Origin of the sequence: Enterococcus sp. DIV1096b, assembly GCF_050498765.1 — a bacterium.
In the GTDB taxonomy this organism is placed as follows: Bacteria; Bacillota; Bacilli; order Lactobacillales; family Enterococcaceae; genus Enterococcus_D; species Enterococcus_D entomosocium.
On sequence record NZ_JBMHEK010000001.1, the window covers coordinates 2,288,498 to 2,312,345 of the forward strand.

The window sequence follows — 23,848 nt, forward strand, 5'->3', positions numbered from 1 at the left end:
TTTCACGATATCACCTAAAATAACTCTTGCTAACAAAAAAAAGGAATCGAAACGCTCGCAGAAAGTTCTGTGAAAAAAGAATGAAACTATTCTATCAAAATCAACGTTGCACTATTATGAACGATTATTTCTTCAGTTGCTCTTCGCTGCTTTTCATCCTCACCTAGTTATTTGGTCCTACATTTCGGACGTAAACGTTCATTCTACTCGAAGCGGTTATACTTGTTGGTAAGAAGGAAACACCGCTGCCAAATTGGCTTCTTCTAATACGACTTAAGGAGCAACAAACGATGCATTGGCTAGTAATGATTTTTCTATTGATCTGCCTTAGTTTTGTCTAAAAAAAGCGTGAGAACCGAATGTTCTCACGCTTTTCTACGATCCCCCTCTGAGGATCCTCTATCACAAAGATTACTGAACGATTTCTTCCACCAAATCAAGGAAAGTCTGAAATAAAAGACCTTTTAGATTCCTCTATTGGCTTTACTTTACTATAATGGGGATACAAGATCTCATTAATTCAACGAGAGCGGAGGCTTTCTTATGTATGGCGAAACGATCAGACAAATCCGATTGAAAAAAGGCTTCACCCAAAAAGAAGTCTATGGCACGATTATTTCAAAGTCTTATGCCATCGAGTTCGAAAAAGGCAAGCATCAAATTGCTGCCAACCTGCTGTTGCAAATTTTAGAAAATCTCTCAATGGATATCGATGAATTTCTCTATATCGCGAATGGCTATCGCCTGGATGAGCAAAACAGCTATAATCATCGGTATAATCAATATTCAAACAAACACGATCTGCCAAATTTACAAAAGCTGTTACAGGAACTACAACAAACCACTAGTAGACTGAACAATATCCGTATTGCAGAGGTTCGCTCGCGAATTCGCATGCTACAATGCTTGGCAGAGCATGGGGTCTATCGACAAAGTGCTGTTTTAGAATGCGATCGCCAAACGATCACTTCTTACCTCATTGATGTTGAGAGCTGGACGTTACAAGAAATCCAACTATTTGGCAACACCATCGATCTTTTGGACAACGACCATAATTTCTTCTTTTTCAAAAAAGTATCCAAGATGCTCGAGTACTACATCGATCTGGAAAAAGGTCGAGAAATCTACTGCGCCTTGCTGATCAATTTGATTGAATATACGCTAAAACACCAGCAATACGATGCGACGGAAGTTCTCGTTGTCCAATTGAAACTTTTAGCGACAGACTACAAAGAATTTTTCCACCAAACCGTCTGCAAGTTTTTCCAAGGCGTGTTGCTCATAAGAACCGGCGATCAAAAAGCTGGTGAAACGATCACACAAAAGATGTTGGCTATTATGCGAGAACTGGATCAAGAAGCCCTTGCCGATGATTTTGCTTTACTATTGGATGAAGATTATCTCCGAGCATTTGCCTCCTCCGAGTGATAAAGCGGCAACTGCAGCGTTCGTTTTTGAAAAAAGGAAGCGATGATTGCCATCACTTCCTTTTTGAGCTATTAGCTAACACTGCGTTCATCTGTGGCACCAAAGTATTGATACATTGGTTTTTGTTTGCCATTGAGCAACTGATCCACCGTCACAAATTCATAGCCTTGCGCTTTCAGCGTTTGAATAATACCAGGTACGGCTTGAACGGATTTCGGATGAATATCATGGAGCAGAATTATTGAACCATCGTAGACATTATTTTGTACGACCTTCAAAATTTTGTTCGGATCTTTTAGCTTCCAATCCTCGGTATCAACACTCCATTGAATGATCGATTTTCCTGCCGCTTGGGCGCTCTGTTGATCAATCGCCCCATACGGCGGGCGCAAATTCTTAGGTAAGACTCCTGTTGCCTGATAGATTGCTTTGTCGGTCTTAGTTATTTCAGCTTTGACATCCTCCGGCGACAACGTATTTAATTGCGGATGTGAATAGGAGTGACTGGCAATTTCATGCCCTTCCTCATGGACTTTTCTCGATACTTCAGGATACCGATCCACCATTTGTCCTAATTCAAAAAACGTTGCTTTGACATCGTTGTCCTTTAAAATCTTCAAAAGATCTAATGTGGTTGTGTCGTTAGGGCCATCATCGAAAGTCAGTGCAACATATTTTTTGTTTTCGTCCAATGTCGATTGTTGCTCTTTCAATTGATCCGCATTAACAAGTTCCGGATCAATAAACGGTGCAATCTCTTTGTACGCCAACGTGATCTCAGATACGCCAGTTTGATTTTGGGGCAACTGGATCGTTAATTTTTCAGGATCATACGTAAATTTCGACTCATAGGTGATTCGATCCATCGCCAAGACCGCATCAATGACTTTATCAGGTTCCTTGGCTTGGTCTAAAATCTTTTGCTGAATGACTTGTTGTATTCCTAGCAAGCTGCCCTCGTCTGGAACCAAGTCTTTCAAGGATAATTCATTGCCGGTTTTCTCGGAAATAAAAATTGGATCGGCAACCACGCTATCCGCATCTTCAAAGCGACCAGTTTCCCGATTCCAAACATAGCTGTCCGCTTTTAAAGAATAGGTTGACACTTTCGATGCGACCGCTTGTGCTTCAATCCGAGCAACGGTGACTGTCTCTTTGTCGGTGTGTTTTTTGCATAATTTGTTTGCCATGGTCGACAATTTCTTGCTTGCATCTTTGACAGGAATCGTACTTTCTTCTTTTGGTCGGAAAATTAATTCTTTCTTGTCCCCATTAGACAATGTTTCGAGTTTTGCTGGGATTCCCTCTTTAACTTGTTCTTCTTGGATCGATGCCAATAACTTTTCAGCAGCAGCCTCATATTTTTCCCGTGCCAAGGCTTCTTGCTGCTTCAACGTAAAGGCGATATAGCCGCCAGTGGCGATAATGACAATTGTCAGAAGCGTCATCAATGAAAAGAGATACTTACGATGGGTTGGCTTCTTTTTAGAAACTTGACGATCGTTGATTTGCGTGCGTCTTGCCGTTCCCGTTGTTTGCTTTTGATGTGATTCGACCCTTGAAAAAGGTGCTTGTTTTTCAGACGTCGCTTCTTTATGTTGTGAATTATTTGAATAATTACTTGATTTCTTCATAAACATTCTCCCTAAAACATAATAACGTAAACAAAATGTAACATAAGAGTAATAATATTTCAACAGTGTTACAGAGATTCTTATAAACTTCTCTTTTTGTTCACAATTTTTGAGAATTGTTCTAAGAAATCTTTTATTCTGATACTAATAAAAGCAAGCCTATCAGCCATGATATCGTATTCACTCCGTTTTATTTTCGTTTAAAAATAATGAGAGAGATCTTTTTGTACTTTGATGTTTTTTCTGTTTATAATTCAGCGTGTGGCAATTACTTTAAAGGATGTGTTCAAAATGAAACACAAGTCAGCAACGTATTTATTTATTCTTACATTAGTCATCGGTTTAACCTATCAAATGCTTCCCTATACACCCCTAAGCGATTCCGTTTTATCCATCATTGGTACTGTATGGAATGTGATTTTGGCATTTGGCGCAGGGTACTTTCTCTTACGAAGGACCTTTTTGGAACAATTCAAACATTTTCGTTTCATCGTTTTATTATGGGGTGTGCCTTTCGTCATTTTGACTGGCGTGTTCTTTTCCTTTATTTATGCCGCTATTTTTGGACAACCAACAACTAACTCGATCGGCGAAACCATCACTGTCCAAATGGTCTTTTTACAAGTACCCTTCATGTTGATGGGAGAAGAGTTGCTTAGTACCAATCTCTTGTTAGCTTTACAGAAAAAAGGATTCTCTTTCCTCTGGTCTTCCATCATTTGCAGTGTGCTGTTCGCTTTGTGGCATATCCCAGCGTACGGTTTTCATCCAGCACAATTATTGATCACCTTGATGCCCGCAAGATTGGCACTCAACTACGTCTGGAAAAAATCCAATAGTGTTTGGGTCAGCTGGATCTGCCATTTTCTTTATGATGGACTCGGTTTTATTTCATTCTTTCGTTAAATAATCAAAAAAAGGACAGCTGAATCGTAGCTGTCCTTTTTTGATAGTCAGTAACGCCTTTCCCCAATGACTTACTTGATCGCTATTTTTGCTTTCTGAAATAAAGCCAGCTTGCTGTGGCGACGAAGCACAAACCAACTACAAATGGGAACAACCTCCCCTGCTCATCGGTTTGCGGCAATCTTTGCGCAGAAGTGCTTTTTTTCGAAGTAACAGTCGCTGTTGGGTCTTTTTCTTTTTTATCAGAACTATCCACTGTTGCTACGTTTTCTTTTGTATAAACATACGTCACAGTTGCCTCCTGCTTACCGAATGTGCCTTTGGCATTTTGCGGCAGCTGACTTCCGTCTAACGTGTAGCCTTCGATTGCTAGTTGATATTTTTCTGTGCTGGCATCGTAAGACTCGCCTACGTTTCCACTGATCCTTTGTGGAGGGTGAATTTCTTTGCCTTCTGTGTCCACATACTCGACCGTTATATCCGCTGCTGGTACAGAATTTTTTGTGTAGATGTATGTGACTGTTTGTGCTGTTTCGCTAAACAAACCTTTACTATTTTCTGGTAATTGACTTTGATCTAAGGTGTATCCGTCGATTGTTACTTGGTATTTTTCTGTGCTGGCATCATAAGACTCGCCTACGTTTCCAGTTATGATTTGAGAAGGGTGAATTTCTTTGCCTTCTGTATCCACATACTCGACCGTTATATCCGCTGCTGGTAAAGAATTTTTTGTGTAGATGTATGTGACTGTTTGTGCTGTTTCGCTAAACAAACCTTTACTATTTTCTGGTAATTGACTTTGAATTAAGGTGTAGCCTTCGATTTTTAATTGATATTGTTCTGTGCTAGCATCGTATGGGTCCCCTACATTTCCACTGATCGTTTGAGAGGAGTGAATCTCTTTTCCTTCTGTATCCACGTACTCCACTGTTACATCAGCTGCTGGTACCGGATTTTTTATATAGATATACGCAACTGTTTCCGCTGTTTCGCTAAAAATACCTTTACTATTTTCTGGCAACTGGGTTTCATCTAGAGTATAGCCTTCGATCGTTAATTTATATCGATGTGTGCTGGCATCGTATGAATCACCTATACTTCCGCTAATCGTTTGGGAGTCATGAATTTCATTGCCCTCTGTATCAAGGTATTTTACTGTTATATCCGCTGCTAGTATCGGATTTTTTATGTAAATGTAGGTAACAGTTTGGGCCGTTTCGCTGAATACACCGATACCATTTTCTGGTAGCTTAGTTTCGTCTAAAGTGTAGCCTTCGATTTTTAATTGATATTTTTCTACGTTGGCATCGTATGATTCACCTACATTACCGCTAATCGTTTGGCTAGCGTGTATTTCATTGCCTTCTGTATCCACATACTCAATCGTTACATCCGCTGCTGGCACGGGATTTTTTGTATACACATAAGTGACTGTTTGTACGGTTTCACTAAATACTCCTGTGGTATTTTCTGGCAGTTGGCTTTCATCCAGTGTATAGCCGTCGATCGTTAATTGATAGTTCTCTGTACTGGCATCGTATGGATTGCCCACAATACCGCTAATCGTCTGAGAAGCGTGGATTTCGTTGCCTTCGGTATCTATATATTCGACCGTGATATCCGCAGCTGGTACGGCATTTTTTGTGTAGACATAAGTGACTGTTTGCACCGTTTCGCCAAATACACCGATACTATTTTCTGGTAGTTTAGTTTCGTCTAAAGTGTAGCCTTCGATTTTTAATTGATATTGTTCTGTGCTAGCATCGTATGGGTCCCCTACATTTCCACTGATCGTTTGAGAAGGATGAACTTCTTTGCCTTCTGTATCTACGTACTCGACTGTTACATCTGCTGCTGGTACGGGATTTTTTGTATACACATAGGTGACCGTCTGTGCTGTTTCTCCCAAGATACCTTTACTGTTTTCTGGTAACTTAGTTTCATCTAACGTGTAGCCATCAATTGTTAACTTATATTCTTCGTTGCTGACATCATATGGTTCACCAATGGTACCGGTCAAGGTCTGCATCTCATGGATTTCTTGCCCTTGACCATCAAGGTATCGGACATTTACCTCTCCAATTTGCTCCGGATCGACAATGACATTGACCATATGTGTGGTATTCACGCTATAGGAGGCTTGTCGAGCCATAAAAATTGCTACATAGGAACCTGGGTTGCTTGGGTCAACATTGGTGTAGTAAGGATAGATTTGCGAGTCAGAAATGCTTTTTTCTATATTGCCGCTAAAATTTAGTTTAAACGCCTCAATGCCTAATGCTTTGGTTGAGAAATCAAACGTACTGTTTACAGGAATATGAATCGTATCGGGACTGTTTCCAAAAGCATACTCACCCGTAATTAAACGCTCGTAGAGTTCAAGTGTTTTCGTTTCCCCAGGCTGCAAGGTGATGGAATTTCCAACCGACGTGAATGCATAGTTTTGTCTTTGATTCGTGGTACCAACTTGCTTAATAAAATAGCCACCTGAAGGAAGTTGAATTGTAACCTTTCCTGAACTGTCCGTGACTAACAATGTCACTTCACCAGATGTCGAGGAGGTCAATGTGAAATAAGCTCCTTGGATCGGTTGGTTTGAATTACCATCTAACACTTGAACCGTCAGTTGCCCATTGACAACTCTTGCAGCTGAAGCATTAACAGATGAGGGGACCTTATCTACAGTGCTTACAGCAGAATCTTCTTTAATATCTGATTCAGAAATATTTTTTTCATTATCACTGTTGACTTGCGTTTGCTCGTTTTTAGCATCCACACTCGATGAGGTCATTGATGTCATCGCAGCATTATCTGCTTCCGTTGAATCATTTGTATCATTAGATGGTGTAGCTATCTTTTCGTCTTGCTCCAACTGTTGGGAATCTGAAAAACCTTCGCTTTCCGCCATTACCTGAAATGCTGGTGTTACCACCGCAGCACTTAATAGGATTATTAAAGACATAATATGTTTAAATTTCTTTTTCACAAACTTTCACCTTAACCTTCTTTTTCAAAATTTAGACTTTTTTATTCAAGCTTTTTTCACGCCTGAAAATCATTATAATTTATTAAATTTTAATTTACAAACATTTTTTTATTTATTGTATGCTCCACTCCTAGCTGAAATTTTTATGCGGACTCATGAAATGCCCTTTATCTTGTGTATACCTGATTCATTTATCATTGCACTACATCACCTCTTCAGAATTTTATAATTCAAGTACCCTTCCCTTCAAGCAAATCCAGTGCAAATCAGCGCAAAGCTTCTTTGCATCCTTGTTTTATCAACGATTTCCGTTTTCCTAAAACAGGACACTATTTTCACCTAAGATTTCCTTTCTTTTTTGAATGACTCATATAAAAATACCTCCTAATTTTCAAAAGAGATATTTTTTCAAGTTTCCAGCTCAGAACAATAGAATTAGGTATTATTTAAAAGAAAAAAACACTAAAAATAATCGAGTTGCCGTGAATATCCAATGCGAAATTCTAAGCTAAACTCATTTTATTTTCATTTTTTGAAAACGAAGAAATACACTTGTGCATTTCTTCGTTAAATCGAGCTTTACAATTGTTTCTTTGAACCGCTTTATGATAGGATATGTCAGAAGGAGCATTGAAATGACTATAGCTGAAAAAATAAAAGAGAGTCGCTTGAAATTAGGACTCACCCAACAAGAAGTTTCCGAGAAATTATTTGTTACCAGACAAACGATCTCCAATTGGGAAAACAATCGAAGCATCCCAGACATCGATACATTGATCAAATTAAGTGATCTCTATCAAATTGATTTAGAGTCACTGCTAAAACCAGAACAATTAGCAGACGAACCAGAAAGAATGAGTGAGGAGAAGAAACCAACCTTCCGCCTTCCTCTATACTTGCTCAATTTGACTGCAGTCGTCGCTTGCGTTTTCACCGACTTCTTAACACCTACAGGAACAACGACCCTATGGACAGCTGCTGCACATTTTTTGTTGCTAGTTAACTTTGTCCTTTTATTCGGCTTTTTCCTCACAAAAAAAAGACCCCTCCCTGCAAAAACAATTGTCTTTGCATTAGGAAAAGGCCTGCTGATCTTAGCCATTATATTAGGTTTTACTCTTTGGTCGAATAAATGAGCTTCCGCTGATGCATTACATCTGATCGGCCATAATTATGGTCATTTTGTCTATTTGATGTTCAAAGCAATTGGGGTGATTTATTTGTTTGATTGGCGGAAGTTTGAGATGTAGCATATTAAATTGATAGTTGACCAATTTAAAGATCACTCAAGTAAAATTTCTAAATATACTTAATCAAAAAGATTTTTCCCCATCTTCTTTTATCTTAAATTTTACTATATAATTAATAGAGTAATTGCTTATTTGTATTTTTAGAATACAATTCTTAATTAGTAACAACAATTTTTTAATAATCTTCATAACATTGTTCGGATCACTAAAAATGATATTTTAATAAAATTGATTCTTCTACAAATATTAAACCCATAAGCAGTCTTATTTATTCATACCATACCTTACGTTTCACATAATCTGTATAAGAAACAATAATCCTTAACACCTTCTCAGATACATTTGGCATTGAATAATCTGATACTTGTCGGAGAGTATCATTTTCTTGTGTTTCTAAAACTTCTAATCCTTCGAGAATTCTATTTTTCTTCAAGCCTACCATCATTACACTAGCTTCTTCCATAGCTTCTGGTCTTTCATGGGCCTGACGGATATTTAAAGCTTTAAACCCGAGGATCGATGCTTCTTCACTAATCGTACCACTATCACTTAAAACAGCTTTAGCGTTCATTTGAAGTTTATTATAATCATTAAAACCCATAGGTTTCATAGTTTGAATCAATTTATGGAATTGAACTCCCTCTGCTTCTATCATTTTCATTGTCCGTGGATGGGTACTAATAATGATTGGATATTGATACTCTTCAGCAATTGAGTTTAGTGAATCCACTAGATCATGAAAATTTTCTTTTGAACTGATATTTTCTTCCCTATGTGCCGATACTAAAAAGTACTCATTTTGCTTAAGGCTTAGTTTTTCCAAAATAGGTGAGTGCTCAATATCTTTTTTTCTAGAATTCAACACTTCAAACATGGGACTACCGGTTTTAATGATTCGATCCGCTGGAAGCCCTTCTCTCAATAAATATTCTCTGGCGATATCACTATACGTTAAATTAATATCAGCTGTATGGTCAACAATTTTTCGATTTGTTTCTTCTGGTACTCTTTGATCAAAACAGCGATTTCCAGCTTCCATATGAAAAATAGGAATGTGTCTTCGCTTCGCGGCAATGGCACATAAACAACTGTTGGTATCTCCCAAGACCAAAAATGCATCTGGTTTTACTTCTTCAAGAATTGGATCTATTTTGATCAGTATATTCCCAACGGTTTCAATGGCTGTACCTGTTGCTGCATTCAAAAAATAATCTGGCTTCTTTAATTTAAAGTCTTCAAAGAAAACTTCATTTAGTTCATAATCATAGTTTTGACCAGTATGTACAAGTACATGGTCAATCGCTTCAGAACTCTCTAAACGATTAATAACTGCAGATAAGCGAATGATTTCTGGACGAGTCCCAACGACTGTCATAACTTTTAATTTTTTCAATGCTAGACCTCCACGTAATAAGTATCAGGATTTTCAGGGTCAAACGTTTCGTTTACCCACATAACAGTGACCATGTCAGTATTACCTAGGTTCTCAATATTATGAGTATAACCAACAGGTATATCGACTACTTCTAATTTCTCACCAGAAACAAAATACTCGATAATTTCTTCAGAACCAATCTTTCTAAAGCGGATAACGCCTTTTCCACTTACTACCAGAAATTTCTCATTTTTGGTATGATGCCAGTGATTTCCTTTAACAATCCCCGGCTTTGAAATATTAATTGAGACTTGTCCGCGATCTTCAGTCCTCAAAAATTCGGTGAATGATCCGCGATCATCGATATTCATCTTTAAAGGATATGAAAACTCATCCTCTGGTAAAAAGCTAAGAAATGTACTATACAGATTTTTTTCTATTCTACGATTCAATTGAGGTACAGATAGATTTATTCTACTTTCTTTAAAAGAAAGAATCATGTCTCTCAAAGCGCCCACAGTCACTGTATCAGTTTCTCTTACTGAACAAAAGTCATCGACAATAAATGGTTTTGCTTGAAGGCAATGCAGCAATTCCTTAACAACATCATCAATATAGCAAAGTTCAATTACTGCATTTTTATCATTAACGGTTATTTCTTCACCTCGAGCTACTTTATAACAAAAAGTCGCTACTACCGTATTATAATTTGGTTTCGACCATTTTCCATACAAATTAGAGAATCGGTAAATGTAGACTTTCGCTCCAGTTTCACTTTGATATTTTCGTAAAAGATCTTCTCCAGCTTTCTTACTACGACCATAAGCATTGTTAAGAGTAGCTTGAATAGAGGATGATATCATTACTGGACAGGTATTGTTGTATTCCTTTAGTTTATCTAGAAGAACTGAGGTGAAACCGAAATTTCCTTCCATAAACGCTTCTTCTTCCTTAGGACGATTCACGCCCGCTAAATGGAAAACAAAATCTGCTTTTAAGCAATATTCATCTAATAAATGTGGAGGAGTATCTATATCATATTCAAAAATATTTCCATAACCTTCATTTCGAAGCTCTGCAATTAAATTTTTACCTACAAATCCATTGGCTCCTGTAACTAAAATATTCATCGACTTTTCCACTCTTTCAACTCTTCTTGAACATAATCTAATGCTAATAATTTTTCCTTGATTTGTTCTACAGATAGTCGTTCCGTGTTATCAGAATTGTATTCACCTTCGTGTGTCAACTCGGTACTGCCTTCACTAAAATATTTCTCGTAGTTAAGATCTCTAGTATCGGCTGGAACACGATAGAAGCCGCCCATATCTTTCGCAACGAGATATTCTTCTTTCGTAAGAAGCGTTTCATATCTTTTTTCACCATGACGTGTACCTATAATTTGAATCTCATTTTCGACTTTAAAAAGTTCTTTCACTGCTTGTGCTAGATCACCGACCGTTGACGCAGGAGATTTTTGAACCATGATGTCTCCTGCTTTTGCATTTTGAAATGCAAAAACAACTAATTCAACTGCTTCTTCTAAACTCATCAAGAATCTAGTCATGCCCGGGTCCGTTACAGTTAAAGGTTTTCCGGCTTTTATTTGCTCAATAAATAATGGAATCACAGAACCTCTGGATGCCATGACATTACCATAACGAGTTCCGCAAATCATTGTGTTTTCATCTGCCACAGTTTTTGCTTTTGCTACAAATACCTTCTCCATCATTGCCTTTGAAATCCCCATTGCGTTGATTGGATAAGCTGCTTTATCAGTTGAAAGACAAATAACTTTTTTTACCCCCATCTCAACAGCAGCTGTAACAACGTTATCCGTGCCCATTACATTTGTTTTAACAGCTTCCATTGGAAAGAATTCGCATGAAGGAACTTGTTTTAATGCAGCGGCGTGAAACACGTAATCTACACCATGCATTGCATTTTTCACACTATTTATATCACGAACATCTCCAATATAAAATTTTAGTTTGTCGCTATTATATTTTTTCCGCATATCATCTTGCTTTTTTTCATCGCGAGAAAATATACGAATTTCTTTTATACTGCTATTAAAAAATTTTTTCATAACGGCATTACCAAATGAGCCAGTTCCACCTGTAATTAAAAGTGTCTTATTATTTTCCATTATTATTCTCCCTTAAAGTAAAGTTATTCGAAATGAAATAAAAAATCAAGATAAATAAAAACGACATACTATTACCAAATGTATGAAAGAGTTGATTATTTGCTGGTATCATAAAGCAAAATATAAATAATTGGCCTACTAGAGCAAAAGAATAGGGGTTTTCTCTGAAAATAGCGTTTATCCAAACTTTCTTTAACATTTTTCCAACTAAATACATAATTACTGGGATAAAATAAAACGTAAAATCGGATGCAATCCATGGAAAAATTGTACTCCATAACTGTAAAGCAGGTCGCCCGTTTGTAAGTTGATTCCTCATTAAATAACTATTATTAAAGTAATCTGTGTAGTTAAAATATGGTCCAATTGTTTCTACTAATCCTCTAAAAGTGGTTTGAAAATAGGTAAACTGAAAGGGCATGGTAATCATTTGACTTAATCCCTCATATCCATGAGAAATATAAAAACTAATTCCAATGAACCCTTTTATTATCCAGCTTGTCTCACTTGTTCCAAACTGTGACTCTCTGCTCCCCATAAAAAATAATATCCCTAAAAATCCAAGTGTAATGAATATTAACAACATAAGCTTAACTTTCTTATTATTATTATTATTCCATATAAAATAAAGCAAAGGTAATAGCAAAAAAATTACTACTCCAATATTTATCATCGCACCAATTAAAAATGACTGTATAAGATAAACAAAATAGGTCACGATGGAAATTATTTTGAGCAATTTAGACATATGTTTCCAATAAAGGATTGACATAATAAAAAAGAGAGTTCGAGAAAAACTTAAAATGTTAAGTAATAAACTTATTGTCCTTCCAAAAACTATAGGATTTGGGACTAAATTATTGTTCCGCATATGCTTTACATAATCATAACTCTCTCCAGGTCGAGTAATATATTCCATTATTGTATTAATATTTGGAAAATAAGTTAAAATAGCTTGTATGCTAGTCATTAAAGTCAGAATTAAACAAATCCAAATTATATATTTTTGATTTTGATTCCAATTGAATTTACTTTTCAAGTTTACACTCTTCTGATAAGTTGTGACATAGCCTAAAAGAAGGGCTAAAAAATTTATTAATACATATAATAAAGTAAAAAATCGATCACTAGTTATAGGATAAGAAAAACCAAACATCATAAGAGTGGTTACTAGATAAATTATAATGATTTTTATGGGCCAATTATTTAATTTCGTCATTATTTAGCTCTCTCCTAATATACTTCCTATATTCAATAATTAATAAACCACAATATACTATGCTAGAAATTAATCGAGTCATTGTTAAGCCCCAAATTTTAAAAGTAGGTACTAGACATACTGCTAAAACTATAAGAACAATCCCAGAATAATATGCACAACGTTTTATTCTAACACCCTCTCCATGTGCACTTAGGAAGCTATTAAAATAGTCACCTAATCCATAAAAAGAATATGTTAATAATAGCCAAAACAAATACGACAATGCAGGTAAGTATTCTTTATCATATACAAATGGAAAAAGAACGTGTATTGTAATAAAAATGCAAATAAGAAAAAATCCTGTTAACAAAAAAGTTACTTTGATATCTTTTTTTTCTATATATGAAAGTTCAGCATTTTTTTTAAAACTAATCACACCCATGATGCTTGGAATCTGAGTTATCATTGTACTTAGACTTACTGCCAATGAATAAAAAGCATATTCCATACTTCCCACTAATGATCCAACAATTACATTCATTAAATCACCTGTAAATACAGAAAACAGAGAGCCTTTATAAATCTGAAAACCATTATCTCTTTGTTCCTTTAAAATTAACTTAACATAGTCTAATGAGTCTTTATTAAGTACAGCTTTAATCCTTTTGATTGTTAGCAAATCTGCTAGTAAGTATGATGCTCCGTAAATTAACAAGACAATAAAAAGTGATGCAGTATTGCTATAAAAAATTAACAAGAAGAAATAGATTATTACGGCTATAGCATTAGGTGCCAAAGTTTGAAAAGCAATATCTTTTATTTTATTAGTGCCTCTAAGCATATATGTAAAAGTTCTTTGAAAGAATAGAGTAAATAAAAGAACGGCTCCATACATAAATGAATCATTCATAGCATCCCCTAAAAGTAATTTCATTAGGAAAACTAAGATAACAACAGTGACATAGATAAAAAAATTCAGTAATAAAGTCGCACCATAAATTTGACTATTATTTTTTTTAGAAATCAACAATCTTGCGCTGGAATAGTAAATTCCAAAATTAAAAAAGGCTGTAAACATGGAAATAATACTCACAATATATTTATATTCTCCAAATTGTGAAACATTTAAAAGTCTTGTTATAACTAAGTTTAATATAAAAGAAATAGCAATACTGCAAAAATTTGAAAATAATAATAATGAGTACTGCCTTGAAGTTTTATTCTTACATAAGAGATTTATATATTCTATCAATTTTTTCATAAATTACCTTCTGAGAAAATTTATTTTCAATAACGTTTCTGGAATTTTCAGAAAAATATTTGCATAATTTTTTGTTTTCATTTAAAGAATTGATTTTGGCATTGATATCATCCGGATCATTCGGACTAATAAAATATCCATTATAATTTTCTTCGACAACCTCCATATTCCCACCTACATTTGTCACTACTACTGGAAGACCGACTGTCATAGCTTCTAAAAGCGCATTAGACAGATTCTCATGATAAGTTCCAAAAAGAAACACATCTGAAGCACAAAGTAAGGATAGAACATTACTTGTTTTTCCAAAAAATAATAATTTATGATTACTAATTTCTGTAGAATATTCTTCTTGCAATTCTTCTTTTAAGGGACCATCTCCAACTATAAGAAATTTTATATTTTCAACGTCACTCTTTCTAGCTGCCTCACATATGTCCAATATTCCTTTATCTATAACTATTCTACCTACCACAATAACAACAAAATCATCTTCATTATAGCCTAATTTCCCCCTGAAATCTTGCCTATAATTCGCGTATTCTGTACTAGAGTATTTTATTTCTGGAGCTGCATTATGAATAACACCTAAATATTTCTTCTTATTTAGTTTTTTTATCATTTCTTTATTCTCAGATTCTTTAGAAACAACGTAAACCTTTCTTGAAAGTTTCAAAGTTAAAGGTTCAATAATATATTTAAAAACAATTTTTTTTATGAAAGAAACTTGGCTATCATCAAAGGCGAACCCTCTGACAGTTAGTAATATATTTCGATAACCTGCTAGTCTGGACGCTATCACGGCGTGAAATCCAGAAGATTGCATTCCAGATATATGAATTACATCCGGATCAAATTGTTTGATTTGTTTTTTTAAATCCATTATTAGCTTTAAGTTTATTTTACCACCAGCCAATGTGCTCTGAGTCAAAAATTCAAACTTATACTTATCTCTCAAATAGGATTTAGAGATTCTTTCAGCAGCTATATTAGGACCGCTTACTTGATCCGGCATAATTTGATGTAGCATTACTTTTTTCATTAAAAACCTCGTCTATAAATTTTTCTGTTTTATGATAAAAATTTGTATAACTAAAAATTGTATTATCAAAAATCATAGATTTTCTTTTTAAAATTATACTTTCTATTTCCTTTTCTAAGTCATTCTGATTCACATAAAAACCATTATAATTATTTTCAACAAACTCAGTTACTTCCATTTCTTGATTGATTAGCACAGGCGTTCTAGCTGTTATACTTTCGGCAAGTTTTGTTGGAAATCCTGCTTGGGTAACCCTGTTAATTGGTCTGATAATAATTGAATAATCGGCTTTAGTTATGTTTTCTATTACTTTAGAATGTTCAATTCTCCCTTTAAACTCAACATGAGCCAAATTATTCGCGTATATTTTTCTTTTATACATTTTAAAATATTCGTTCTTAGTTATTCCAATTATCTTAAGATGAATATTATAGTCGAGACTTACTTTATCCATTACTTCAACTATTAAATCTAGATTTTCTTTTTCTGAGCTGGGTGATCCTGCATAGATAAAACTCACTTTATTCTTGCCATTTTTTAATTTAGAGACTGCCTCCCACTTACTATCATTTAAATCAACCATTGGAGGAAGCTTTACTTTTAGAGATTTATAATAATAATTCTCTAAAAAATCACTTATAACGATTAAACCATCCAATTTTTTATTCGTAAATAACATTCGCAAATTGGAATCAAAACCTTTTATAATTTTTCTTCGTAAGGGTAATCCCTTAGTTCCATACCACTCAGTAATGTCCCCCACAACTTTTATATTTCTTTTTCTACAATACTTAATTAATTTAAGAGTGGCTATCGACGGAAAATTGTAGGCAATAATCAAATCAATCTTCTCTTTTACAATTATTTCTTTTATTATTTTAATATTGGTATATTGGTTCAGTAACTCACGTGAAGAAGTTATTTTCTTTTCTTCATAACATTTAAATCCAAAATATTCAGTTTCAATAAGACTATTATCTTCAGATTCATATAAATTTTTTCTATTATAAAAAATAACTTCATTGTTTAAATCACGTAAAATTTTACTTATTTGAAGTACTCTTTGGGCTGCAGCATTTCCTTCTGGAAGTTCAAAACCTCCAACATAAAGAATTTTTTTCATAAATAATTACATACCTTCTTCATTATTTTTATACCATTCAATCGTTTTCTTTAGACCTGCACTGAAGTCATATGAAGGACTATAATTTAACATTTTAGCCGCTTTTGAAATATCTGCATTAGAATGCTTAATATCGCCTTTTCTATCATTCTCAAATACAGGTTTAATGTGTTTCTTTGAAAGAATATTTGAAATTTCTTCATACAAATTATTTAATGAGACTCTTCCACCATAAGCAATGTTAAAAGCTTCTCCACTAACGGACGAATCAGAAGATGCTGCTTTCAAATTAGCTTCAATAACATTCTCAATAAAAGTGAAATCCCTAGATTGATTTCCATCTCCATTAATAATTGGTGCCTTGTCATTTAGTAAAGAGAGAATAAATCTTGGAATCACAGCAGCATATGCTCCATTCGGGTTTTGCTTATATCCAAAAACATTGAAATACCTTAATCCTATAGTTTCTAATCCATATATATCAGAATATATTTTACCGTATTCTTCTGCAACTTTTTTTGTTAGTGCATAGGGTGAGAGAACGTTCCCTTCAATCCCTTCCACCTTAGGCAGGATAGGGCTATCACCATATACAGATGAGCTAGATGCATAGACAAATTTCTTGACTTTATTTTTTAGTGCCGCATCCATCATATTTACAGTACCTTTGATATTTACTTCTTCATAAAATACAGGCATTTCAATACTTCTAGGCACACTTCCCCATGCAGCCTGGTGCAAAACATAGTCAACATCTTTACACGCATGATTACATACATCATAATCGGTAATAGTGCCATTAATAAATTCAAAATTCATATTATTGATAAATGGTTTGATATTCTCGTAAAAACCATTTGATAAGTTATCTAAACATCTTACTTTATATCCCATGTTTAATAATACTTCACATAAATTACTTCCGATAAAACCGGCACCGCCTGTAACTAAAAATTGACTATTTTTCGGGAAAACAACTTCGCTATAACTCAATTTTATAACCTCCAGTAAGCGACATCTAATGCTTCTACTTCGTCTTTATCCAACATACCTTTTAAATCCATAATAACTTTTTTACTTTTAATTCGGTCTAACCAATAATTTATAGTTTGATTAACAAAGCTATCGTGATTAACAGCAATAATCATTAAATCTAATTCATTCATCTCTTCTTCTTTTACAAATTTCAGTCCATATATTTGATCAGCTTCTTCAGCATCTGCCTCTGAATCAAAAACTAGAGGTTCAATATTAAATTCTTTTAATTCATTTATGATATCAATAACTTTTGTATTTCTAGTATCCGGACAGTTCTCTTTAAATGTAAAACCGAAGATCCCGACTTTGGCATGGGAAACATCTTTTTTATTTTTGATCATTAGTTTTATAGCACTTTCAGCAACGACTCTTCCCATATCATCATTAATTTGTCTTCCTGCTAGGATAATCTGTGAATGATATCCTAATTGCTCTGCTTTATGAGTCAGGTAATATGGATCTACTCCGATGCAATGGCCACCAACAAGTCCAGGAGAAAATTTAAGAAAATTCCATTTTGTACCAGCTGCTTCAAGTACTTCTTTAGTATCTATTCCCATCTTATGAAAAATTAGAGAAAGTTCGTTCATAAAAGCGATATTTATGTCTCTTTGCGAATTTTCAATAACTTTTGCTGCTTCAGCAACTTTAATACTGGCAGCTCTATACACCCCAACTTCAACAACAAGTTCATATGTTTTTGCGATAATCTCCAAAGACTCTTGATCCATTCCTGAAACAACTTTTACGATTGTCTCAAGTCGATGGACTTTATCTCCTGGATTAATTCTTTCTGGAGAATAACCTACTTTAAAGTCTTTCCCACAAATCAAACCTGACTCTTTTTCTAAAATAGGTATACAAATTTCTTCTGTAACTCCTGGATAAACAGTAGATTCAAAAACCACAATAGAACCTTTAGTCAAATTTTGACCAACAATTTTACTTGCTGATTCTACTGGTGTTAAATCAGGTGTATGGTCTTCATTAACTGGTGTAGGAACAGCTACAATATGAAATTTCGCATTTTTTAAGTCAATAGCTTCAGAAGTGAATTCTACTGCAGTATTTTTAATAACATCGTCTCCAACTTCTTTAGTTGGATCAATGCCATTTTTGTATAGTTTTATTTTCTCTTTACTTAAATCAAATCCTATTACTCGAGCTTTTTTTGCAAAAGCTACAGCGATAGGCATTCCAACATATCCTAAACCTATCACAGAAATTTTTTCTTTTTTGCTTACTATTGCATCATATAAATTATCCATTACAAATCTCCTCAATTCTTTCAACATATTTATTGACAACAATTTGACGATCAAAATATTGTGAAACTTTTTCTCTTGATGCAAGACCCATTTTTTTACGAATTTCATAATTTAATGTTAAATACTTTTCAACTGATTTAAATAAACTATCTTCATCTTTTGGTTTACAAAGAAAACCGGTAACGCCATCCTCAATTATTTCTTTACAGCCCGGAATATTGGAAGCAATTGAAACTCTCCCAGACGCGCTAGCTTCTAAAAGTACGTTTGACATCCCTTCATGATAACTAGGTAAAATTACACAATCTATCTCTTTTAACAATTCTTGAATATTATCAACCATACCATGATAAGTTATAATGCCCTGTGATTCTTTTTCACTAATTATCTTTTGGTAATCACCATCAATAAAACCAGCAATATGGAATTCTACATTTTGGTAGCTTTGCAAAATTTTTTCTGCTACAAGAATAAACTCATCAATACCTTTTTCTTTCATCACTCTCGAAATAAAAACAAACTTGATTAAATTGTCATATTTGTATTCCAAGTACTTAAAATGCTCAAGATTGATTCCTGATCCTGGTAATAAAATACTGTTATTTATTTTTATCTTATTAAGATAGAAAAATTTTTTATTTTCTTCATTTTGAAATACAACTGTATTGATTTTTTTGAAAGTTAAACGATACATTCTTATTAGAATTTTTTTTAGTAAACCATCATTTTGAAACGGGGAACCTAACCCAGTAACATTTGCAATGCTTGGAATATTCCTTTTACTTGCTTCAAGACCAGCGTAAACATTAGGTTTTATTGTATACAACAAAACAATATCAGGCGTAAAGGAGTCCATTACTTTACCGTATTCTTTTTTTAATTTAAGTTCAGTGAAAATATTTTTTCCATGTCTGTCTAATTTACTGTTAAAAAATACACATCCTAAACTAATAAAATAATCTACTTCTTTTCCGTAGGGACAACAGATTCCTACAGAATAACCTTTTTTAATTAGTTCTTCTATCAATTCTCTTCTAAGGTTATATACATATTTTGGGTGATTTGCAATAAGCAACACTTTGGTCATAATAATTCTCCTGATTTTTCTGTAAGTTTTATGCTAGTATCAAAATTTATATAGGAATAATCCATTTTGATTCCATCAACATACGAACCTGGCGAACCTAAAAGCGAATGATCATAAAATAAATCACCAAAAACTTTGGAGAATAATGTACTATTTTTCGCACATAATTTTATAAGCGGCGAAAATCCTTTAACAAAAAAAATATTAGACTTATTTATTGCAGCTATTAATGATACCATTTCTGTTGTATTAACATATTTTGAATTTTGAGGATGTAGTATTCCTACTAGCTTGTAATCTATAATGGTTTTTAAAAAAAGATTCATATTATTTATAAACAGCATACTTCTTTTATTGTCTACTTTGGGAAATACAATAATTTTTTTTGCCACATTTGATAATCTTTGGTAATTTCCAACACATTGCGGACCGTAAATCATAGGAGGTCTGATTATCGCTACATTGAAAGAATCAGTTGCTAACCTTTCAATCTGTATCTCAGCTTCTCTCTTAGATTTACCATACGGTGTTGTAGGATTTATTTTAGTCTCTGCAGAAATAGCTCCGCTCTCTACTCCGAAAACAGACATCGTGCTAAAAAAAATAAAATGCTGTACATGTTCTTTCTTTGCTTTTTCTGCTACTTTAATAGCTAAATCACGATTTACTTTGTAATACAATTCTTCATTCGTTTCTTTGACGTGAACAATAGCTGCAAGATGAATCAAAACATCATATACAGAAAAATCAACATCTTTCCAAATACTCTCCCTAACACTAATCGTTTCAACTTGATAATATTCTTTATATTGCTCTATCCATGTTTTAAATGATGTACCAATATAGCTATTTTCTCCTGTGATGAGGATACGCTTCATTGCCCATCCTCCTTCTTAATACTACTTGTTCCGCCTTCTATAACACCCTCACTTTTAAAAACAGAAACAATCGTTCCAAGAAAACACTTCAGATCCATAGAGGGTGAAATGCTTTCAGTATAATTCCCATCTAAAAGAGCTTTTTGTTTAATTTCCAACTCATCTCTACCACTAATCTGAGCCAACCCAGTCAATCCTGGTCGAATATCATTTGCCCCATACTTATCTCGTTCTTCGATCAAATCATATTGATTCCATAGCGCTGGACGAGGACCAATGACAGCCATATCTCCTTTGATAATGTTGAACAATTGAGGCAGCTCATCCAAACTAGTTTTTCTTAAAAATTTTCCGACCTTGGTGATGTAAAATTCTGGGTCTGCTAATAGATGTGTCGGCATTTCTTTCGGTGTATCAATCTTCATTGTCCGAAATTTATAAATATTAAAATGGGTTTTATTTTTACCAACCCGTTTTTGCTTGAAAATAATTGGTCCCTTAGAATCTAGTTTTATAGCTAAACATAAAAGTAATAAAACTGGTGATAAAACAACGATCCCCATTAGCGATAAAATAAAATCAATGATTCGTTTCAATCCATCCTTATACAACAAAACCCACTCCTATTTGTTTGAAGCATTTGCAAATTTCACGATTTCCTTAGCCAATGTAGCACTATCTTTAGGAAGTGCATCTACAAAACAAAGTACCTCTTCCAATGGATATCCTTTGATATTCCCAACAAAAATTTTCTCAAAAACTGCTTCATCATTTCGTTCTTTATCCAATAATAGTTCTTCGTATAATTTTTCCCCAGGTCGAATCCCGGTTTCAATAATCTCAATCTCTTCTTCGCTATAACCACTTAGACGAATCATATTCTTCGCAAGATCAACGATTTTCACCGGTTCGCCCATATCTAAAATGAAGATTTCTCCACCTTTAGCAAGTGCACCTGACTGAATAACCAAGCGGCTTGCTTCTGGAATCGTCATGAAGTAGCGAGTCATACGAAAATCAGTCACTGTGATTGGTCCGCCTTTTGCTATTTGCTCACGGAATACTGGAATCACACTGCCTCTTGATCCTAAGACATTACCAAAGCGTACAGCAGAAAATTTCGTGCAACCTTTTTCATTTAAGCCAGTAACAATCATCTCGGAGATGCGCTTTGTTGCCCCCATAACGTTTGGTGGATTATTGGCTTTATCCGTAGACACCATTACAAAGTTTTTCACTTTCGCAGCTTTGGCAGCTTCAGCGGTATTTTTCGTTCCGTAAATATTGTTTTTAACTGCTTCTTTAGGATTGTATTCCATCAACGGTACGTGTTTATGTGCTGCCGCATGATAAACGATATCCGGTTTGACTTCCTTCATGATTTCAAACATCTTTTCTCGATCTTGTATATCGGCTATAACAGGAACGATTTCGGTAATATTATCTTTAAAATTGATTTTCAACTCACGGTCAATTAAGTAAATCGAGTTTTCGCCATGTCCTAACAAAACTAGTTTTTTAGGATTGAATTGAATCACTTGGCGACAGATTTCGGAACCGATCGATCCACCAGCACCAGTCACTAATATCGTCTTTCCAGTAATTTGATCTTTGATGGAGTCGATATCCAATTTGACTTCATCTCTCCCTAACAAATCAATGACATCGATTTTCTTCAAACGTGAGGTACTGATTTTTCCAGAGGCGATTTCTTCCATTGATGGCATCGTGTTGACTTTGACATGCAAAGGTTCAATTATGCCAAAAATACTCCGCAATTTTTTTCGTGACAAAGAAGGAATGGCGATAGTGACCATATTGATCTCATACTTTTGAATCAAATCAGGTAAATCACTGATACAACCCAAGACTTTTTTTCCAGAAAGATAAGTGTTTCGTTTATTCGGATCATCATCGACAAATCCGAGAATATTAATGTCACTTGCCGTTTTCGAACCTACAAAGCTATTATAAAGAATTCTGCCGCCCTCACCTGCGCCGACGATTAAGGTATTCTTAACAACCTCATTGGATGACACTCTCATGTTTTTTCTTTCAACATAGATCCGCCATATCAATCGACTAGCAATGATCAAAAAGAGTGAAAGAAAGTACGTAAAGATCACTAAGCGCATGCTATAGGTTTCATCACCGAAAAACAAGATCACGTTACAGGTAAAAGCGCTGCATGATACAGCCAAGAAGATAGCGATCATTTCTTTCAAGTTCGTGTAACGATTGATCCGAGAAAAAACACGAAATACGGAACCATAAAAAAGATAGAAACCGACAGAAAGGCTCACCGACATCAATGTAAATTCTTTTGGAATCGCCACAAAGGGTTTCATAAAATAAACTGCTGCTATATTCGCTGCTATGATCAATAAACTATCTACAACTATCAAAGTTACAATTTTTCTTCTTCTCGTTAATTCAAACAACCCAGTTGCCCCCTAAAATAACCCGAATTTCTTTTTTTTCACTTCTGTAAAAGCTGGAAAACTGATTTGATCCCCGTTTATCAAATCTTTTGCTACTTGTTTCATCAAGGTTACTTTGAGCATGCCAAAATCTTGCTCAATTTGCTCATAAGCTTCTTTTAAATTAAAGGTGCGTTTTGTAACGCCATGAGCATCCGAAGCGACCATCTGAACAAGATTATGTTCAACCATTGTTTTTGCTGTTTTTTGGATTTCTTTTCCAAATACGCCGACATAACTTGGCGCAGTTAACTGTGCCAAACAGCCCATATCCAAAAAAGGGATGAGATTGTTAGGGTCTTTTCTAAAATGAGCATTCCGCTCGGGGTGGACAATGACTGGAATCTTTCCCAGCTGTAGTAAATCGAAGAATATTTGTTCTGTATACGTAGGCACTTCAATCGTAGGAAATTCTATCAAGATATACGTATCATCAAGATCTGTAAAAAGGATGTCATTTTTCTGTATATCCTCAATTAAATCTCCTGTTATCCTAACCTCTTGCCCCTCAAGAACTGTCAAGGGCAGGTTCCGTGCGTCTAATTCTTCTTGTAAAGAGGTAACGAGAGAAATGACCTCTGACTTCGGATTGCGGTATTTTCCATTGTTATGATGTGGGGTACAAAGGATATGCGTAATTCCTTGGCTAATCGCTTTTTCAGCCATATCAATGCTCGCATTGATGTCTTCTGCACCATCATCAATTCCTGGTAAAATGTGGCAATGTAAATCAATCATTTCT

18 protein-coding genes and 1 pseudogene are annotated in these 23,848 nt (G+C 34.6%); 3 read left to right on the plus strand and 16 right to left on the minus strand.

Annotated features, from left to right (window positions below; translation table 11 throughout):
* Positions 1 to 543 precede the first annotated feature (543 nt).
* The gene (locus tag IGJ17_RS10825) at positions 544 to 1,428 is read left to right on the plus strand and encodes a helix-turn-helix domain-containing protein (protein WP_429961369.1); all 885 of its coding nucleotides are present in this window, start codon (positions 544 to 546) and stop codon (positions 1,426 to 1,428) included.
* 71 nt (positions 1,429 to 1,499) lie between these two features.
* On the opposite strand, the gene IGJ17_RS10830 is transcribed toward IGJ17_RS10825, so the two are convergent.
* Complete coding sequence (locus IGJ17_RS10830) at positions 1,500 to 3,062, minus strand: polysaccharide deacetylase family protein (protein ID WP_176273399.1); 1,563 nt, start codon at positions 3,060 to 3,062, stop codon at positions 1,500 to 1,502.
* 234 nt (positions 3,063 to 3,296) lie between these two features.
* Here IGJ17_RS10830 and IGJ17_RS10835 point away from each other — a divergent pair, with 234 nt between their 5' ends.
* Positions 3,297 to 3,968 carry a CPBP family intramembrane glutamic endopeptidase gene (locus tag IGJ17_RS10835; RefSeq protein ID WP_016613494.1) on the plus strand — a complete coding sequence of 224 codons (672 nt, stop codon included), beginning with the start codon at positions 3,297 to 3,299 and terminating at the stop codon, positions 3,966 to 3,968.
* A gap of 82 nt (positions 3,969 to 4,050) precedes the next feature.
* Here IGJ17_RS10835 and IGJ17_RS10840 read toward each other — a convergent pair whose 3' ends face one another.
* On the minus strand, positions 4,051 to 6,954 hold the full coding sequence (locus IGJ17_RS10840; protein WP_429961370.1) for a MucBP domain-containing protein: 2,904 nt from the start codon (positions 6,952 to 6,954) through the stop codon (positions 4,051 to 4,053).
* Between the two features lie 635 nt (positions 6,955 to 7,589).
* Here IGJ17_RS10840 and IGJ17_RS10845 point away from each other — a divergent pair.
* Positions 7,590 to 8,204, plus strand: a pseudogene (locus IGJ17_RS10845) (helix-turn-helix domain-containing protein).
* 268 nt (positions 8,205 to 8,472) lie between these two features.
* On the opposite strand, the gene wecB reads toward IGJ17_RS10845, so the two are convergent.
* The 14 genes from wecB to IGJ17_RS10915 are packed head-to-tail and all read right to left on the minus strand — an operon-like array spanning position 8,473 to position 23,844.
* On the minus strand, positions 8,473 to 9,597 hold the full coding sequence (gene wecB, locus IGJ17_RS10850) for a non-hydrolyzing UDP-N-acetylglucosamine 2-epimerase (protein WP_008378753.1): 1,125 nt from the start codon (positions 9,595 to 9,597) through the stop codon (positions 8,473 to 8,475).
* Positions 9,598 to 9,599: 2 nt separating this feature from the next.
* A complete protein-coding gene (locus IGJ17_RS10855) occupies positions 9,600 to 10,709 on the minus strand; it encodes a capsular polysaccharide biosynthesis protein CapF (RefSeq protein WP_008378756.1) in 1,110 nt (369 codons plus the stop codon).
* On the minus strand, positions 10,706 to 11,728 hold the full coding sequence (locus IGJ17_RS10860) for a polysaccharide biosynthesis protein (protein ID WP_008378758.1): 1,023 nt from the start codon (positions 11,726 to 11,728) through the stop codon (positions 10,706 to 10,708). Before IGJ17_RS10860 ends, IGJ17_RS10855 begins: the two co-directional genes overlap by 4 nt.
* Entirely contained in the window at positions 11,718 to 12,947 is a 1,230-nt protein-coding gene (locus IGJ17_RS10865; RefSeq protein WP_008378760.1) for a hypothetical protein, read from the minus strand. The genes IGJ17_RS10860 and IGJ17_RS10865 overlap by 11 nt, the downstream gene beginning before the upstream one ends.
* Positions 12,931 to 14,190 (minus strand): lipopolysaccharide biosynthesis protein, encoded by a 1,260-nt coding sequence (locus IGJ17_RS10870; RefSeq protein ID WP_429961371.1) that lies wholly within the window; start codon positions 14,188 to 14,190, stop codon positions 12,931 to 12,933. Before IGJ17_RS10870 ends, IGJ17_RS10865 begins: the two co-directional genes overlap by 17 nt.
* Complete coding sequence (locus IGJ17_RS10875; RefSeq protein ID WP_429961372.1) at positions 14,153 to 15,232, minus strand: glycosyltransferase; 1,080 nt, start codon at positions 15,230 to 15,232, stop codon at positions 14,153 to 14,155. Before IGJ17_RS10875 ends, IGJ17_RS10870 begins: the two co-directional genes overlap by 38 nt.
* A complete protein-coding gene (locus IGJ17_RS10880) occupies positions 15,180 to 16,355 on the minus strand; it encodes a glycosyltransferase (protein WP_429961373.1) in 1,176 nt (391 codons plus the stop codon). The genes IGJ17_RS10875 and IGJ17_RS10880 overlap by 53 nt, the downstream gene beginning before the upstream one ends.
* 6 nt (positions 16,356 to 16,361) lie before the next feature.
* Positions 16,362 to 17,348, minus strand: a complete 987-nt coding sequence (locus IGJ17_RS10885; RefSeq protein ID WP_008378769.1) for an SDR family oxidoreductase — start codon at positions 17,346 to 17,348, stop codon at positions 16,362 to 16,364.
* A 2-nt stretch (positions 17,349 to 17,350) separates the two neighbouring features.
* On the minus strand, positions 17,351 to 18,661 hold the full coding sequence (locus tag IGJ17_RS10890) for a nucleotide sugar dehydrogenase (RefSeq protein ID WP_008378770.1): 1,311 nt from the start codon (positions 18,659 to 18,661) through the stop codon (positions 17,351 to 17,353).
* On the minus strand, positions 18,654 to 19,748 hold the full coding sequence (locus IGJ17_RS10895) for a glycosyltransferase family 4 protein (RefSeq protein WP_008378772.1): 1,095 nt from the start codon (positions 19,746 to 19,748) through the stop codon (positions 18,654 to 18,656). The genes IGJ17_RS10890 and IGJ17_RS10895 overlap by 8 nt, the downstream gene beginning before the upstream one ends.
* The gene (locus IGJ17_RS10900) at positions 19,745 to 20,626 is read right to left on the minus strand and encodes an NAD-dependent epimerase/dehydratase family protein (protein WP_008378776.1); all 882 of its coding nucleotides are present in this window, start codon (positions 20,624 to 20,626) and stop codon (positions 19,745 to 19,747) included. The genes IGJ17_RS10895 and IGJ17_RS10900 overlap by 4 nt, the downstream gene beginning before the upstream one ends.
* On the minus strand, positions 20,623 to 21,237 hold the full coding sequence (locus IGJ17_RS10905) for a sugar transferase (RefSeq protein ID WP_192810775.1): 615 nt from the start codon (positions 21,235 to 21,237) through the stop codon (positions 20,623 to 20,625). Before IGJ17_RS10905 ends, IGJ17_RS10900 begins: the two co-directional genes overlap by 4 nt.
* A gap of 12 nt (positions 21,238 to 21,249) precedes the next feature.
* Positions 21,250 to 23,067, minus strand: coding sequence for a polysaccharide biosynthesis protein (locus IGJ17_RS10910; protein ID WP_008378780.1), 1,818 nt, complete (start codon positions 23,065 to 23,067; stop codon positions 21,250 to 21,252).
* 12 nt (positions 23,068 to 23,079) lie between these two features.
* A complete protein-coding gene (locus IGJ17_RS10915; protein ID WP_429961374.1) occupies positions 23,080 to 23,844 on the minus strand; it encodes a tyrosine-protein phosphatase in 765 nt (254 codons plus the stop codon).
* Positions 23,845 to 23,848 lie beyond the last annotated feature (4 nt).

Excerpts from the sequence above, each read along its gene's own strand:
- IGJ17_RS10825 (WP_429961369.1), top strand. The coding sequence starts at position 544 with ATGTATGGCGAAACGATCAGACAAATCCGATTGAAAAAAGGCTTCACC.
- IGJ17_RS10830 (WP_176273399.1), bottom strand. The coding sequence starts at position 3,062 with ATGAAGAAATCAAGTAATTATTCAAATAATTCACAACATAAAGAAGCG.
- IGJ17_RS10835 (WP_016613494.1), top strand. The coding sequence starts at position 3,297 with ATGTTTTTTCTGTTTATAATTCAGCGTGTGGCAATTACTTTAAAGGAT.
- IGJ17_RS10855 (WP_008378756.1), bottom strand. The coding sequence starts at position 10,709 with ATGAATATTTTAGTTACAGGAGCCAATGGATTTGTAGGTAAAAATTTA.
- IGJ17_RS10860 (WP_008378758.1), bottom strand. The coding sequence starts at position 11,728 with ATGGAAAATAATAAGACACTTTTAATTACAGGTGGAACTGGCTCATTT.
- IGJ17_RS10865 (WP_008378760.1), bottom strand. The coding sequence starts at position 12,947 with ATGACGAAATTAAATAATTGGCCCATAAAAATCATTATAATTTATCTA.
- IGJ17_RS10870 (WP_429961371.1), bottom strand. The coding sequence starts at position 14,190 with ATGAAAAAATTGATAGAATATATAAATCTCTTATGTAAGAATAAAACT.
- IGJ17_RS10875 (WP_429961372.1), bottom strand. The coding sequence starts at position 15,232 with ATGAAAAAAGTAATGCTACATCAAATTATGCCGGATCAAGTAAGCGGT.
- IGJ17_RS10880 (WP_429961373.1), bottom strand. The coding sequence starts at position 16,355 with ATGAAAAAAATTCTTTATGTTGGAGGTTTTGAACTTCCAGAAGGAAAT.
- IGJ17_RS10890 (WP_008378770.1), bottom strand. The coding sequence starts at position 18,661 with ATGGATAATTTATATGATGCAATAGTAAGCAAAAAAGAAAAAATTTCT.
- IGJ17_RS10895 (WP_008378772.1), bottom strand. The coding sequence starts at position 19,748 with ATGACCAAAGTGTTGCTTATTGCAAATCACCCAAAATATGTATATAAC.
- IGJ17_RS10900 (WP_008378776.1), bottom strand. The coding sequence starts at position 20,626 with ATGAAGCGTATCCTCATCACAGGAGAAAATAGCTATATTGGTACATCA.
- IGJ17_RS10915 (WP_429961374.1), bottom strand. The coding sequence starts at position 23,844 with ATGATTGATTTACATTGCCACATTTTACCAGGAATTGATGATGGTGCA.